Source organism: Ectobacillus antri, from assembly GCF_003852715.1.
Lineage (GTDB): Bacteria > Bacillota > Bacilli > Bacillales > Bacillaceae_G > Ectobacillus > Ectobacillus antri.
In genome coordinates this window covers 185944-200931 of record NZ_RIAV01000006.1, presented here as the reverse complement: position 1 = coordinate 200931, position 14988 = coordinate 185944, and the positions used below count along the sequence as shown (strand labels likewise).

Here is a 14988-nt window from a genome sequence, read left to right as displayed (position 1 = left end):
TTCGATCCCGGTCGGGACCGCCATTTTGGCTCGGTAGCTCAGTCGGTAGAGCAGAGGACTGAAAATCCTCGTGTCGGCGGTTCGATTCCGTCCCGAGCCACTTTTAAAAATGATAAATACATGTCTTTTCATATGCCGGCTTAGCTCAATTGGCAGAGCAACTGACTTGTAATCAGTAGGTTGGGGGTTCAAGTCCTCTAGCCGGCACCATTGGTTTTTAAAGTAGTTTTCATCATTATGAGCCATTAGCTCAGTCGGTAGAGCACGACCGAATAAGCTTCGTAGCATAGACTACAGCGTACTCATCGAGCTGCGACTTGAATAAGCTTACTGAGATGAGGACGTCATTTACAAAGGTATAAACCTTGTATAAATTCTTTTATTGTTATGAGCCATTAGCTCAGTCGGTAGAGCATCTGACTTTTAATCAGAGGGTCGAAGGTTCGAGTCCTTCATGGCTCACATTTCATGCGGGTGTAGTTTAGTGGTAAAACAAGAGCCTTCCAAGCTCTGGTCGTGAGTTCGATTCTCATCACCCGCTCCAAGGGCCTATAGCTCAGCTGGTTAGAGCGCACGCCTGATAAGCGTGAGGTCGATGGTTCGAGTCCATTTAGGCCCATTTTTAATATTCCGCAATAGCTCAGCGGTAGAGCACGAACGAATATGCTTCCTTGTATATTCATCAGCGTACTGACCGAGCTGCTTCTTGCTTCGACTTCCTGAGGTCAGGACGATCGGCTGTTACAAGAAGTAATGTTGCATATCTAATTGATTATTCCGCAATAGCTCAGCGGTAGAGCAATCGGCTGTTAACCGATAGGTCGTAGGTTCGAATCCTACTTGCGGAGCCATATAGAGAAGTACCCAAGTGGCTCAAGGGGCTCCCCTGCTAAGGGAGTAGATCGCGATAGCGGTGCGAGGGTTCGAATCCCTTCTTCTCTGCCATGGCCCGTTGGTCAAGTGGTTAAGACACCGCCCTTTCACGGCGGTAACACGGGTTCGAATCCCGTACGGGTCATACTGTAAACGTCAGCGAGTATAATTGCTGGCGTTTTTGTTTTATTCTTCTTAGATAACAGACTGTGTGTAGCTGTAGCTAGAGCCCACGAAGGAGCCGTGTGATATTTTCTTTATACTTTTCCCTTCATAATTATATGTGAAAAAGTTCACAAATTAATCATATATGTGAATTTATTCACATACTTTTTGTGCTACAATATAAATGTAAACAGCAACAATACACATATACTTAGTACAAATACGCACCAAACAAAGGAGAGCGAATAACAATGAGAGAAAACATTAATCGTGTAGTGTTAATTGGTACAGGAGCAGTAGGCTGCAGTTATGCGTATGCGATGTTAAACCAAGGCATTGCCGAAGAATTGGTGTTAGTGGATGTTAACGAAGCAAAAGCTGAAGGGGAAGCGATGGACTTAAACCACGGTATTCCGTTCGCACCATCTCCAACAAAAATTTGGGACGGCAGCTATGCAGATTGTAAAGATGCGGACCTTGTTGTAATTACCGCAGGTCTTCCACAAAAACCAGGTGAAACTCGATTAGATCTCGTTGAAAAAAATACAAAAATTTTCAAGCAAATTGTACGCGGCGTTATGGACAGTGGCTTTGATGGTATCTTCTTAGTCGCGACAAACCCTGTTGATATTTTAACATATGTAACTTGGAAAGAATCCGGTTTACCAAAAGAACGTGTTATTGGTTCAGGTACAACTTTAGATACAGCGCGCTTCCGCTATATGCTGAGCGAATACTTTGATGTAGACGCTCGAAATGTTCATGCCTATATCATTGGCGAACACGGTGACACAGAGCTACCTGTATGGAGCCATGCTTCCATTGGTGTACGTAAACTAGAAAAGTTTTTAGAAGATCCAGATTACAAACAAGACGAATTGGATAATATCTTTGTAAATGTGCGCGATGCGGCGTATCATATCATTAATCGTAAAGGCTCCACATACTACGGAATTGGGATGTCTCTCGCTCGTGTGACAAAAGCAATTTTAAGTAATGAAAATTGTATTTTGACAGTATCGGCATATCTTGAAGGAGAATACGGTCAGCAAGATGTGTATATCGGCGTTCCGGCTATCATTAATCGAAGCGGTATTCGTGAAATTATGGAACTGGAATTGAACGAAGAAGAACAAATAAAATTTGAGCATTCTGTGAAAGTATTAAAAGAGACAATGGCACCTGTTCTGTAAATAAATTAGAAAAAACACTTCATTTGAAGTGTTTTTTTTATACAAACTTTTTGCTGATTCTATACTTGGACTTTAGAAAATTTATTGAATTTATCTTTTAAACATTTTTGCACGAAAAAGTATGTCATGAATGAGTGTCGAGGATTATTTATTTTCTGATTAATCCCAATAATATAACACTATTTCAGAATAAAGCGTTTACATTTTAATATTCGTCAAATTTTGATGTTTATTGTCGAAAAGTTATTGTTTCTAGTAAATTTTTCACGAAAAACCGTATATTTTTTTGTTTTTTAGAAGGATTCTTAATATTTTTGTAGAATGATAATAATGAGTTACATAATTATGTTTGTTTTGTGAGGTGAGAGTGGTGATTGTGACACATCCAACAGAGTATGATTTACATTTGTTTCATGAGGGAAGTTTGTATGCGTCTGAAGAGACATTCGGTGCTCATGTAACGGAGGAGAACGGCACGGTGGGAACACGCTTTACAGTGTGGGCTCCGAACGCAGTATCTGTTTCAGTCGTTGGTGATTTTAACGATTGGAGTGGGGATGAGTATGCGATGGAGAAATTGAATGACGAAGGTGTATGGTCGTTGTTTATTCCTGCCATTGGTCATATGACATTATACAAATACGCAATCGAGACAAGACGGGGCGATATAATTTTGAAGGCAGATCCGTACGCGCGTTATGCAGAGGTTCGGCCGCAGACTGCTTCTATTGTCTATAAAAGCACACCTTATGCTTGGAATGATCAAAAATGGATCCGCAGCAAGAAAAGAAAGTCCATCTATGAGGAGCCTGTAACTATATATGAGCTTCATTTTGGTTCCTGGAAAAAGAAAGAAGATGGCTCGTTTTACACGTACCGTGAAATGGCGGATGAATTAATTCCGTATGTGCTGAGTCATCAATTTACTCACATTGAGATTATGCCGCTCATTGAACATCCGTATGATCGTTCTTGGGGCTATCAGGGCACCGGCTATTATGCGCCGACAAGCCGTTATGGTAAGCCTGAAGACCTTATGTATTTTATTGACCAATGTCACCAAAACGGTCTTGGTGTCCTGCTTGATTGGGTGCCTGGTCATTATTGCAAGGATGCACACGGTCTCTATATGTTCGATGGCGAGCCAACGTTTGAATATGCAGATGAGCAAGTTAGGGAAAACGCAATATGGGGGACAGCCAACTTTGATTTAGGCAAGCCCGAGGTACAGAGTTTTCTCATTTCCAATGCACTGTATTGGATGAAGACGTATCACATTGATGGATTCCGCGTCGATGCAGTCGCTAATATGCTGTACTGGAACAAAGAGGGCCGCCATGAGAAAAATGAGCTTGCGGTGGCATTTTTACAGAAGCTAAATACAGCTGTATTCGCGGCAGATCCGCATGTGTTGATGATGGCGGAGGACTCGACAGATTGGCCGCTTGTGACAGCGCCTGTTCATGAGGGCGGACTCGGGTTTAATTATAAATGGAATATGGGCTGGATGAACGATATGCTAACGTACATGGAATGTGAGCCAGAGCACCGGAAACATATCCATGATAAAGTGACATTTTCACTACTATATGCCTACTCGGAAAATTTCATTTTACCTTTATCGCATGATGAAGTGGTACACGGTAAGAAATCATTGCTAAATAAGATGCCAGGTGATTATTGGCGCAAGTTTGCGCAGCTGCGCTTGTTGTATGGCTATTTAATCGGTCATCCTGGTAAGAAACTGTTATTTATGGGCGGTGAATTTGGCCAGTTTGATGAATGGAAGGATCTTGAGGACTTAGATTGGATGCTGCAGGAGTTTGAGTCACATCGACTTATGCAGGTATACTTTAAGGATTTAATGAGTATTTATAAACGTTCTAAGGCGCTTTGGGAGCTGGACCATGATATGGAGGGCTTCTCTTGGATTGATGCGGACAACCGAGAACAAAGTATCTTCTCATTTATTCGCAAAGGAAAAAAGGAAGAAGATATGCTTGTGATTGTATGTAACTTTACGGAGCATGTATACCACGACTATAAAATCGGAGTACCGCCACACGCAAATTATAATGAAATCTTAAATAGCGATAGCGTAGAGTACGGAGGTTCCGGCCAAGTCAATAAAAAGCTAAAAACTGTATTACGTCCTTATCACAATCAAGAAGCCTATGTCGAGATGACGATTCCACCGTTTGGGGTGTCTATTTTACGACCGGTGAAAACAAGAAAGGGGAACAAAAGCAATGGTACAAAAAAAGAAGTGCGTAGCAATGTTGTTAGCAGGGGGAAAAGGTAGTCGCTTAAGCGCCCTTACCCAAAATTTAGCCAAGCCCGCTGTTTCCTTTGGCGGTAAATATCGAATCATCGATTTTACACTAAGCAATTGTACCAACTCCGGCATTGAAACAGTTGGTGTGCTTACGCAGTATCAGCCTCTTTTCCTACATTCTTATATCGGTATCGGCAGTGCTTGGGACCTGGACCGTAACAACGGCGGTGTGACGGTGCTTCCTCCATACGCAGAATCCTCTGGTGTCAAATGGTATAAAGGCACAGCGAGCGCGATTTATCAAAACTTAAATTATTTAAAGCAATATGAACCGGAATATGTTCTGATTTTGTCCGGCGACCATATTTATAAAATGGATTACTCTAAAATGCTCGATTATCATATGGAAAAGGATGCGGATGTGTCCATCTCCGTTATTGAAGTGCCTTGGGATGAAGCAAGTCGCTTTGGCATCATGAACACGAATGAAGACATGGATATTGTAGAGTTTGAAGAAAAGCCACAGTTTCCAAAAAGCAACCTTGCTTCCATGGGAATTTATATCTTTAAGTGGAGCGTTCTGAAGGAGTTTTTGGAGATGGATGCTAGAAATCCGGAATCCAGCAATGACTTTGGTAAAGATGTCATTCCATTGCTTCTTGAGGAAAACAAAAAAGTTGTTGCGTATCCGTTCTCTGGCTACTGGAAGGATGTGGGCACAGTAAAGAGTCTGTGGGAAGCAAATATGGATTTATTGGACGAGGAGTCTACATTGAATCTGTATGACCGCGACTGGCGCATCTACTCGGTAAATCCAAATCATCCGCCGCAATATATTGCACCGACCGCAAATGTAGAAGAGTCCCTACTGAATGAAGGCTGCGTTGTAGAAGGCGAAGTGAAGCATTCCGTTCTATTTCAAGGCGTAACAGTCGGACAAAACAGCCGTATTACTGATTCCGTTATTATGCCGGGAGCGAGCATCGGTAAGTATGTAACAATCGAACGTGCAATTGTGGCACCTGGTATGGTCATTGAAGATGGCAGCGTAATTAAACCACTTAAAAACATGGAAGATGTTGTATTAGTAGCTGACAATCAATAATAGAGGGAGACTGAGTGAGATGAAAGAATCGATGTTGGGCATTATTAATGCAACGAAGGAATTTTCTTCTTTAAAAGAATTAACAAATCATCGCTGTTTGGCGGCTCTTCCGTTCGGTGGAAGATATCGTCTCATTGATTTTATGCTGTCTAACATGGTCAATTCCGGCATCAATAGCGTTGCTATCTTCACCGGTCATGAAAACAGATCGTTAATGGACCATTTAGGTTCTGGTAAGCAGTGGGATTTACATCGCAAGCGCGACGGATTATTCGTGTTTACTCCAAATGCGCAGGGAGAAAGCAATGATTTTGGGTCTTTTCATCACTTTGCGAAAAACATTGATTATTTCTTGCGCAGTAAGCAAAAGTATGTAGTTATTACAATGTCCCATATTGTGGCATCCATTCAATTTCAGCCGATATTGAATCGTCATGTGGAAGTTGGTGCAGACATTACAGAGGTTCGTCATGCAGGACGTTCCTTACAGACGTATATTTTAGCAAAGGACTTATTACTTTCTTTATTTGAACAATACAAAGACAAAGGCTACTACAGCATCATTGATGTGGTAAAGGATAACTATCAATCTCTTCACATTCATACGTATGAGCATACGGGCTATGTGGCAATGATTAATTCTACAGAGAGTTATTATAAACATAGTTTAGATATTTTAAAGCCTGAGGTGTGGAAGCAGTTGTTCAGTGTAAATGAGCCATTTTACACAAAGGTTAAGGATGAACCGCCGACGCGTTATGTGAAAGGAGCAAAGGTGAGTCATTCTGTTGTCGCAAACGGCAGTATCATTGAAGGAGAAGTGGATAACAGCATCATCTTCCGCTCTGTAAAAGTAGGAAAAGGATCGGTCATTCGCAACAGTATCATTATGCAGAAAACGCACATCGGCGAAAACTGTATCATTGATGGTGTTATTCTTGATAAGGATGTAAAAATTGAAGCTGGCACAGTTCTGACAGCGAGTGATTCACCTTACGTGGTGGAAAAAGGTACGATACAAGGAGCGTTGATGAATTCGTGAATATTTTGTTTGCAGTATCTGAGTGCGTCCCGTTTATTAAATCTGGAGGGCTTGCTGATGTGGCGGGCGCACTTCCTAAAGAACTAAAAAAGCTAGGTAACGATGTGCGTGTTATGTTGCCGAATTACAGTTTAATTCCGGCGGCACTTCGCGACAAAAGCAAGCTGAAACAAGTGATTTCTGTACAGCTCGGCTGGCGCAATCAATATTGCGGCATTTTAGAAACCGAACATAATGGAATTACGTATTATCTCATTGACAATGAATACTATTTTAAAAGAGACTCGCTGTATGGTCACTATGACGATGGCGAGCGCTTTTCCTTTTTCTCAAAAGCGATTCTAGAATGTATTCCGCATCTTGACTTTAAGCCGGACGTGCTTCATTGTCATGATTGGCATACGGCAATGGCTAGCTTTTTGTTGAAGGAGCAATATGCACATCAGCCGATGTATCGTGATATAAAGAGTGTATATACCATTCATAATCTCCAATTTCAAGGGGTATATCCACGTGAAATGGTGCACGATATGCTTGGATTGGGACCTGAGTATGTGACGGAAGACCGCCTTGCGTTTTACGATTGCGTTAATTTTATGAAGGGCGGCATTGTATCGGCCGACAAGATTACAACGGTAAGTCCGACGTACAAGGACGAAATACAGTACCCGTTTTTTGGGGAAAAACTCGACGGTTTACTTAGATGGTATGAACATAAGTTGGTCGGGATTGTGAATGGTATTGATGATGTGTTTTATAATCCAGCTACTGACCGTGATATTACAGCAACATACGATGCGGATTCTATTGAAAGAAAAGCGAAAAACAAAGCTGCCTTGCAGCGCCGGTTTGGACTGCCTGAGAAAGCAGACACGCCTATTATTGCAATGGTTACGCGTCTTACACAGCAAAAAGGAATTGATTTAATTCGTCACGTGCTGCATGAGGTACTAGAAAGTGATGTACAGTTTATTGTCGTTGGCTCTGGGGATAAGGAATACGAGGAGTTCTTCTCCTATATGTCTCATCTATATCCTGATAAAGTAAAGGCATACATAGGATTTAACGAAGCACTAGCGCACCATGTATATGCAGGAGCAGATTTGTTTTTAATGCCGTCTTTATTTGAACCATGTGGATTAGGGCAATTGATTGCCTTGCGTTACGGTGCGCTTCCAATCGTCCGAGAGACGGGTGGCTTGAACGATACGGTGCAGTCGTATCAGGAAGAAACAGGTGACGGAAATGGGTTTAGCTTTGCGCACTTTAATGCACATGACTTGTTATATACGATGCGCCGTGCGCTTCATTATTACAAACAAAAGGATATATGGCACACCTTAGTAAAACGCGCGATGACACAAGATTATAGCTGGAAGCAATCGGCACTGCAGTATCAGGAGTTGTATGAGGAATTGACCGACAGGAGTGAGTAACATGTTTTCAAGTAAAGAAAGCTTTAAAGCAGCTTTTTTAGAAAAATTGGAAATGATGTATGGCAAAAGCTTCAAGGATTCCACTGTGCGCGATCAATACAACACGCTCGGACATATGGTGCGCGAATATATTAGCTCTCGTTGGATTGCAACTAATGAGAGAAATCGAACAGAGAATACAAAGCAAACGTATTATTTGTCGATTGAATTTTTATTGGGACGCTTACTAGGCAGTAATTTGCTAAATTTAGATTTATTACAGGTTTGTAAGGATGGACTAGAGGAGCTTGGTATTAACCTCGATGAACTCGAGGAGAGTGAAGCGGATGCGGGTCTTGGTAACGGCGGTTTGGGTCGTTTGGCCGCTTGTTTTTTGGACTCACTGGCTTCACTTAATTTGCCAGGACACGGCTGCGGAATTCGCTATAAGCATGGCTTGTTCGATCAAAAGATTGTCGACGGCTATCAGGTTGAATTGCCAGAGCAGTGGTTGCGTCATGATAATGTGTGGGAACTTCGCCGTCATGATCAAGCGGTTGAAGTAGGATTTTGGGGACAGGTAGAAGCAGTCAACGTGAATGGTCGTTTAGAGTTTCGACATGTAAATGCTGAAACAATTATGGCAGTTCCGTATGATATGCCTGTCGTTGGCTATCAAACTGACACTGTCAATACGCTGCGGCTGTGGAATGCCGAGCCAGTTCCGTTTCCGCCAAATAATAAAAATGTGCTTGTGTATAAGCGAGAAACAGAGGCGGTTTCTGAATTTTTATATCCGGATGATACACACGACGAGGGAAAAATTTTGCGTTTAAAACAGCAATATTTTCTTGTGTCTGCGAGCTTGCGCAATATCATCAGGTTGCATAAAGAACGCAACGGAAATTTGCATAACTTACATGAAAAGATTGCAATTCATATCAACGATACGCACCCGGTCTTAGCAATTCCAGAACTGATGCGGATTTTGCTGGATGAAGAAAAAATGGACTGGGAAGAAGCTTGGCATATTACGGTTCACACGATTTCATACACAAATCATACCACACTGTCAGAAGCACTTGAAAAGTGGCCGATTCATATTTTTCAACCGCTTTTGCCGCGTATTTTTATGATTGTAGATGAAATTAATGAGCGCTTTTGTAAGAATTTGTGGGATACGTACCCGTACGACTGGAAGCGAATCGAAGAAATGGCGATTATTGCGCATGGCCTTGTCAAAATGGCACATCTGGCGATTGTCGGCAGCCATAGTGTAAATGGTGTGGCGCATATTCACACCGAGATTTTAAAGCAACGTGAAATGCATTTGTTTCATGAATTTTACCCTGAAAAATTTAATAACAAAACAAACGGTATCGCACATAGACGCTGGCTTTTTAAAGCAAATCCGCAGTTAACTAATTTAATCTGTCGTACAATCGGCACAGATTGGATGAAGCAACCAAACGAATTGCGCGCATTGCTTACTGTGAAAGATGATCCGGCGTTTCAAGAGGAGTTTTACCGCGTGAAGCAAGGTAATAAAGAGCGGCTTGCAAGCCGCATTTACCAGCAAACCGGCATCTCGGTTGATACACATTCCCTATTTGATGTACAAGTCAAACGGTTGCATGCCTACAAACGTCAGTTGTTGAATGTGCTCCATATTATGTATTTGTACAATCGCTTAAAAGAAGATACTGGCTTTGTGATGCAACCACGTACTTTTATTTTTGGCGCCAAGGCATCTCCAGGCTATTATTATGCGAAAAAGATTATTAAACTTATTAATGAACTGGCAGCTAAGGTCAATCATGATCCACAAACAAAAGATGTCCTTCGTGTGATTTTTCTTGAAAACTATCGTGTATCATTGGCGGAAGAAATTTTTCCAGCAGCTGATGTAAGTGAGCAAATTTCTACAGCAAGTAAGGAAGCTTCTGGGACAGGAAATATGAAGTTTATGATGAATGGTGCGATAACGGTTGGGACGATGGATGGTGCTAATGTAGAGATTCGTCAGGAAGTAGGAGATGAAAATATTTTTATTTTTGGTCTTACTGCCGATGAGGTGCTCAACTACTACAAAAATGGCGGTTATCGTTCTACGGATTATTATCATCATGATTGGCGCATCCGCAAGGTGGTGAATCAGCTCGTCAGTGGATTCTTCGCGGATGTAGGTGCGGAATTTGAGGCGATTTATGATTCGTTGCTTATTCAAAATGATGAATATTTTGTGCTTCGCGACTTTGCACCTTATGCTGATATACAGGAGCAGGTTGGCAAAGCGTATAGTGATAAACGGCGTTGGCTCTCTATGAGCATCAGCAATGTTGCAAGTTCCGGTTTCTTTACGAGTGACCGGACCATCGCCCAATATGCACAGGATATTTGGCGCATTGAGCCTGCCGGTGTGCTGCGATAAAAAAGGTGTCACGTTATCGTGGCACCTTTTTACCATGTGGTGACAGCATTTAGGTACGTGGAGATATGGTGGTTTTTAACGACAGAACCAAGGTTAGAAGCAAAGGTGAGGCTGTTGGGAACGTGTGTATATTCCCACTCCTTTTGTGCAATCTTCTTCAGCTTTACTTTACGCGGCGGCAGAAGAGGGACAACATCAAATAAGTTTACAAAGCGGAAGCTATTGGGGATATGCAGTTGATAAAAATTTCGAAAAGCAAGGTCCCCGACCTTTGGAGCGCCGAATGTGTACAACGTTACATCAGAAAGAGATGTGTTTAAACGTGCATCGAGAATGTGAAGCGTTGCCAGTGCACCGCCAAGGCTATGACCGGTTACCAGAAGAGATTTATTTGGCAAGGTTAGCAGTGTATCCATAATGGTATCGCGGCATGTCTCATAAATGGACAGAAAGCCATGATGAACAAGACCACTTTTTGTACCGTATGAAAAGGTACGCTGATTGACAAGAGAATCTGATACCCAGTTCGGATCGGACTGGGTGCCGCGAAACGAGACAATAATCTTGTTTTCAGATTCTAAAATAAACCCAAACCATTCCTGTTGTCCCATAGAGTTTGCTTGAAAGCTTTTCACACAGGTAAAGCCCTCCGGAACCTGAAATACACCATTTTGATTAAATTGCTCATACGCCAGCGCACAGCATGTCGCAGACAGCGCGGCAGCTTCTTTCTTCATGGCAGCTCAGCCCCTTTTTCTTGATAACATACTGTATGAGAAGGGGGAGAGGAATGTGCCTATAGAAAAAGGAAGGAGAATTCTCCTTCCTTTTTCTCAGTCAAGTAGCCTTCCAATACCGCCAAGAACACTGCCTTCGTCTGTCTTTACACCACCGGCGCCGACGATGCGCTGTGCTAAACGGCTCAGTGTCATCGACTGAATCCAAACAGTTCCCGGTCCTTCCAATGTTGCGAAGAACAGGCCTTCACCGCCGAACAAGGCTGTTTTTACATTGCCAACAAATTGAATGTCATAATGAACGTTTTTTGTCATAGCGACAAGGCAACCTGTGTCGATACGCAGTTTTTCACCTGGCTGTAATTCTCGCTGATAGACGGTACCGCCTGCGTGGATAAATGCTAAGCCGTCACCTTCTAGCTTTTGCATGATGAAGCCTTCGCCTCCAAAGAAACCGGAGCCAAGTTTTTTTGTGAATTCAATACCCACACCTACACCTTTGGCTGCGCAAAGAAATGCATCTTTTTGACAAATAATTTTCTCATTATATTGTCGTAAGTCTACAGGAATAATTTTCCCAGGATAAGAAGCAGCAAAGGAAACGCGTCGTTTTGTGTGACTTGTGTTTGTAAATACGGTCATAAACAAACTTTCTCCTGTGACCATACGCTTTCCGGCGCCAATCAATTTGCCAAATAGTCCTTTTTGCTCGCTGCCGTCGCCAAAGATGGTCTCCATAGCGATTCCATCTTCCATCATCATCATTGCGCCAGCCTCAGCCATTACGCTTTCTTGTGGATCTAATTCGATCTCTACAAATTGCATATCATCACCATGTAATTTGTAGTCAATTTCATGTGCCTTCATTGGGGCCACCTCGCAATTTTATAAAATATGGGGTACTTTTTCATTGTACAGAAGATAGGAAAAAGAAGGAATATCCATTTTTAAAATGTTTTGAATAAAGCATTTTTCGTTTGACGTTTTCAGATTTTTCATGATATAGTTAAGTAACTAATGAACTGCATAGAGAGTGAACGGAAATAAGGCAGGTCTCTCGTGTTGCACACATGCTCGTCCAGAACCACCCTTTTATCTCCTTCTTCGTATGTAGAATAGTTAGTTTCATTTTTCTCTATTATTAGGAGGTAAGACAATGCAACTTGGTAAAGTAAAATGGTTTAACAGTGAAAAAGGTTACGGATTTATCCAAGCTGAAGACGGTAAAGAAGTATTCGTACACTTCTCTGCAATCCAAGGTGAAGGATTCAAAACTTTAGAAGAAGGTCAAGAAGTGTCTTTCGAAATCGTTGAAGGCAACCGCGGACCTCAAGCTGCTAACGTAGTTAAGAAGTAAGCAGATACAGAGCGTTTCCCTAGGAAAACGCTCTTTTTTTAATTGATATAAAAGTGACGAGTTAGCCTATTATTACGGCCTTGGGCTATATTCGTCTGGTCCTAGCTCACCGGAAAAAGTCTGAGCTTCGTAGTAGTCTAGCATGTCTTCATATTCTTCATGTGATTGTGTGGCATAAACCTGTGGGTTTTTACCGTACATATCGGTACCGATGAAATTTTCAAACTCCTCCACATAGCCGCGTGGTTCGTCACCTTCGTCATACATATGATCAAAGTCCTTGGCATCACGGCGCTCCAAATCGGATGGTGTCATGGACGAACCGTACCAAGCAGCGTCTTGCCAAGAATCTTCGGCGTCGTACCCAACTGCACTGTCTATATCGTATTTACCAAACGGCGGGTCAAGTAACTCCTCTTCAATGGGGCGCGCACCCATCATTAACTTGTTGTGCGTATGCTCTATACATGTTGTCGCCGTTGGCATTGCTTCTAATCGCTCTAGCGGAATTTCTTCTCCAGATACTTCACAAATACCGTACTGACCATTTTCTATTTTTTCAAGAGCGTGATTCACGTCATCCAATTGTTTGTGCCAAAATTCCATTAAACCTAAATCTTTTTCACGCTCATACAGCTCAGTCGCCATATCGCCCGGATGGTTATCGTATAACGAAAGCTCGCCAGATGCTTCACGCTGTGATGCGCGTTCATATTCTTCACGGTTGGACAGGGTTTCTTCCAGCTCTTGTTTTTGTTGTAAGAGAAGCTCTTTAAATTTTGCGGTTTGCTGTGGGGTAAGCATGTTGTTCACCTCTTGTTTTGAAGTTTATCTTTTGTAGTATGAGCAAGTTGGGTGAAATTATAAGATGGAAGAGGGGAGAAGGGAAAACCGAAAACCGAAAACCTTTTTATTTTGTAGGGGAGAGGTGGTCGTGCGGTGCGGAGTAGCGGTTTAAACCGGATAGAGAGCGGTCGGAGCGTGACACGTGTTCTTATTGATGTATGTTATAGATGGAGAGAGGTTGAGGCGTTGTGTCGCTACGCTTAGAGAGATGGGTGTAGTGGTCTAAACTGGATAGAGAGTGGTCGGAGCGTGACACGTGTTCTGATGGATGTAGGTTATAAAAGGAAAGGAAGGTTCAGGCGTTGTGTTGCTACGCTTAGAGAGTTGGGTGAGTGGTAGCGGCCTAATCAGACAGAAGGTAGATATGTGAAGAAAAACCCCTGCTGCATTTTGTTTGCGCAGGGGCTTCTTTTTTATAGGAAATAATTCAGCAGTAAGCCGATTGCGAATAGGAAGCCGAAGATGGTGTTGGTTTTTGCTGTTGCGACCATAGAAGGCATCATGGTTAATGGTGTGTTGTTTTGCAAAAAACCTTTTAAGGCGCTAATCGGTTTTGGTAGGCTGACGAGTACAACGAGCATCCAAATGGAGGCAATGTCTGTCCAAATTAAAGCAATGGTCCACACGTAAGCGAGGAAGAACATAGCAGCTAATACGCCTACTGCACCACGTTTTCCAACTAAGATGGCTAAGGTTTTGCGGCCATTTTCTTTGTCACCATCCAAGTCCCGGATGTTATTGGCAAGCAAAATGGCACCGATAAGAAGAGAAGCGGGCACAGATAAGTAGGCGATATCTGCTGACACATATCCGGTTTGAATAAAGTACGAAATAGCGATAATCACATATCCCATAAAAAAGCCGGCTGTCAATTCCCCAAATGGTGTATAGGCAATTGGAACAGGACCACCTGTGTACAAATAGCCAGCTGTCATAGAAATGATACCAATTAAGGCAATCCACCAGCTGGAGTTCATACAAATGTACACACCAAGTAACATGGCCACGACAAAGAAGCTGTAGCCGATGTGAAGCACTGTTTTTGGTGCGACGCCTTCGCGCACAATGGTACCGCCGATACCAACGGAACCTTCATGATCCAGGCCGCGCTTATAATCAAAGTATTCGTTAAACATGTTCGTGGCTGCTTGTATGAGAATGCAGGCAAGAAGCATGATAAAGAAAAGGGGAAGATCTATATTTTTGGCGCCTTCGGTTTGCATTGCGTAAGCTGTCCCGATAAAGACAGGCACAAAGGCAGCCGTAAGCGTATGTGGTCGAAGTAGATTCCACCAGACGCGCCAACCAGGCTGTTTTTTAGGACTGGCAGAAGGAGCGTGCTCTATTTTAACTTCCATTGTAATCCTCCTGTTCACATAACGTACACAACTAAGTGTAGAAAAAGCATGGTTTAGTGTCAATGCTTATTTTCTAGAAGTTTTACAGCGATTTTCTCAGAAATGCTAAAGATTGACACAGCTTTCATTTGGGGTGTATCTTAAACTCAAGGGTAATTTTGACTATTTTCGCCTAAGTAAGGGGGAGATAC

General features: G+C 42.4%; 11 protein-coding genes and 8 tRNA genes. 15 read left to right on the top strand and 4 right to left on the bottom strand.

The window, feature by feature from the left end; translation table 11 throughout:
- The first annotated feature begins 27 nt into the window (after positions 1 to 27).
- The 14 genes from EEJ45_RS08735 to EEJ45_RS08670 all read left to right on the top strand — a co-directional run bounded on the left by EEJ45_RS08735 (position 28) and on the right by EEJ45_RS08670 (position 10499).
- Positions 28 to 100, top strand: a tRNA-Phe gene (locus EEJ45_RS08735).
- Between the two features lie 34 nt (positions 101 to 134).
- Positions 135 to 210, top strand: a tRNA-Thr gene (locus EEJ45_RS08730).
- Between the two features lie 179 nt (positions 211 to 389).
- Positions 390 to 462 (top strand) — tRNA-Lys (locus tag EEJ45_RS08725).
- 8 nt (positions 463 to 470) lie between these two features.
- Positions 471 to 544, top strand: a tRNA-Gly gene (locus tag EEJ45_RS08720).
- 1 nt (position 545) lies between these two features.
- Positions 546 to 619, top strand: a tRNA-Ile gene (locus EEJ45_RS08715).
- Positions 620 to 776: 157 nt separating this feature from the next.
- Positions 777 to 851: transfer RNA gene (locus tag EEJ45_RS08710), tRNA-Asn, on the top strand.
- A 3-nt stretch (positions 852 to 854) separates the two neighbouring features.
- Positions 855 to 945, top strand: a tRNA-Ser gene (locus EEJ45_RS08705).
- A 1-nt stretch (position 946) separates the two neighbouring features.
- Positions 947 to 1018: transfer RNA gene (locus EEJ45_RS08700), tRNA-Glu, on the top strand.
- A gap of 271 nt (positions 1019 to 1289) precedes the next feature.
- Positions 1290 to 2231, top strand: a complete 942-nt coding sequence (locus tag EEJ45_RS08695; RefSeq protein ID WP_124564424.1) for an L-lactate dehydrogenase — start codon at positions 1290 to 1292, stop codon at positions 2229 to 2231.
- Between the two features lie 373 nt (positions 2232 to 2604).
- Complete coding sequence (gene glgB, locus EEJ45_RS08690) at positions 2605 to 4533, top strand: 1,4-alpha-glucan branching enzyme (protein WP_380018272.1); 1929 nt, start codon at positions 2605 to 2607, stop codon at positions 4531 to 4533.
- Entirely contained in the window at positions 4481 to 5611 is a 1131-nt protein-coding gene (locus EEJ45_RS08685) for a glucose-1-phosphate adenylyltransferase (RefSeq protein ID WP_124564422.1), read from the top strand. Before glgB ends, EEJ45_RS08685 begins: the two co-directional genes overlap by 53 nt.
- 19 nt (positions 5612 to 5630) lie before the next feature.
- Entirely contained in the window at positions 5631 to 6653 is a 1023-nt protein-coding gene (locus EEJ45_RS08680; protein WP_124564421.1) for a GlgC family sugar phosphate nucleotidyltransferase, read from the top strand.
- Positions 6650 to 8089 carry a glycogen synthase GlgA gene (glgA, locus tag EEJ45_RS08675; RefSeq protein WP_124564420.1) on the top strand — a complete coding sequence of 480 codons (1440 nt, stop codon included), beginning with the start codon at positions 6650 to 6652 and terminating at the stop codon, positions 8087 to 8089. Before EEJ45_RS08680 ends, glgA begins: the two co-directional genes overlap by 4 nt.
- Position 8090: 1 nt before the next feature.
- A complete protein-coding gene (locus tag EEJ45_RS08670) occupies positions 8091 to 10499 on the top strand; it encodes a glycogen/starch/alpha-glucan phosphorylase (RefSeq protein ID WP_124564419.1) in 2409 nt (802 codons plus the stop codon).
- A 29-nt stretch (positions 10500 to 10528) separates the two neighbouring features.
- Here the strand turns inward: EEJ45_RS08670 and EEJ45_RS08665 are convergent, their stop codons facing one another.
- Positions 10529 to 11236 carry a lipase family protein gene (locus EEJ45_RS08665; protein WP_124564418.1) on the bottom strand — a complete coding sequence of 236 codons (708 nt, stop codon included), beginning with the start codon at positions 11234 to 11236 and terminating at the stop codon, positions 10529 to 10531.
- 96 nt (positions 11237 to 11332) lie between these two features.
- Positions 11333 to 12103, bottom strand: coding sequence for a TIGR00266 family protein (locus EEJ45_RS08660; RefSeq protein WP_124564417.1), 771 nt, complete (start codon positions 12101 to 12103; stop codon positions 11333 to 11335).
- Between the two features lie 289 nt (positions 12104 to 12392).
- On the opposite strand from EEJ45_RS08660, the gene EEJ45_RS08655 reads away from it, so the two are divergent.
- The gene (locus EEJ45_RS08655; RefSeq protein ID WP_124564416.1) at positions 12393 to 12593 is read left to right on the top strand and encodes a cold-shock protein; all 201 of its coding nucleotides are present in this window, start codon (positions 12393 to 12395) and stop codon (positions 12591 to 12593) included.
- Positions 12594 to 12665: 72 nt separating this feature from the next.
- On the opposite strand, the gene EEJ45_RS08650 is transcribed toward EEJ45_RS08655, so the two are convergent.
- Positions 12666 to 13397, bottom strand: coding sequence for a TraR/DksA C4-type zinc finger protein (locus tag EEJ45_RS08650; RefSeq protein WP_124564415.1), 732 nt, complete (start codon positions 13395 to 13397; stop codon positions 12666 to 12668).
- 455 nt (positions 13398 to 13852) lie between these two features.
- Positions 13853 to 14797, bottom strand: a complete 945-nt coding sequence (locus EEJ45_RS08645) for a 1,4-dihydroxy-2-naphthoate polyprenyltransferase (protein ID WP_124564414.1) — start codon at positions 14795 to 14797, stop codon at positions 13853 to 13855.
- Positions 14798 to 14988: the final 191 nt, after the last annotated feature.

What these genes read in the sequence shown, in the direction of transcription:
- EEJ45_RS08695 (WP_124564424.1), top strand. Translation starts at nt 1,290, where the DNA reads ATGAGAGAAAACATTAATCGTGTAGTGTTAATTGGTACAGGAGCAGTA.
- EEJ45_RS08685 (WP_124564422.1), top strand. Translation starts at nt 4,481, where the DNA reads ATGGTACAAAAAAAGAAGTGCGTAGCAATGTTGTTAGCAGGGGGAAAA.
- EEJ45_RS08680 (WP_124564421.1), top strand. Translation starts at nt 5,631, where the DNA reads ATGAAAGAATCGATGTTGGGCATTATTAATGCAACGAAGGAATTTTCT.
- EEJ45_RS08670 (WP_124564419.1), top strand. Translation starts at nt 8,091, where the DNA reads ATGTTTTCAAGTAAAGAAAGCTTTAAAGCAGCTTTTTTAGAAAAATTG.
- EEJ45_RS08665 (WP_124564418.1), bottom strand. Translation starts at nt 11,236, where the DNA reads ATGAAGAAAGAAGCTGCCGCGCTGTCTGCGACATGCTGTGCGCTGGCG.
- EEJ45_RS08660 (WP_124564417.1), bottom strand. Translation starts at nt 12,103, where the DNA reads ATGAAGGCACATGAAATTGACTACAAATTACATGGTGATGATATGCAA.
- EEJ45_RS08655 (WP_124564416.1), top strand. Translation starts at nt 12,393, where the DNA reads ATGCAACTTGGTAAAGTAAAATGGTTTAACAGTGAAAAAGGTTACGGA.
- EEJ45_RS08650 (WP_124564415.1), bottom strand. Translation starts at nt 13,397, where the DNA reads ATGCTTACCCCACAGCAAACCGCAAAATTTAAAGAGCTTCTCTTACAA.
- EEJ45_RS08645 (WP_124564414.1), bottom strand. Translation starts at nt 14,797, where the DNA reads ATGGAAGTTAAAATAGAGCACGCTCCTTCTGCCAGTCCTAAAAAACAG.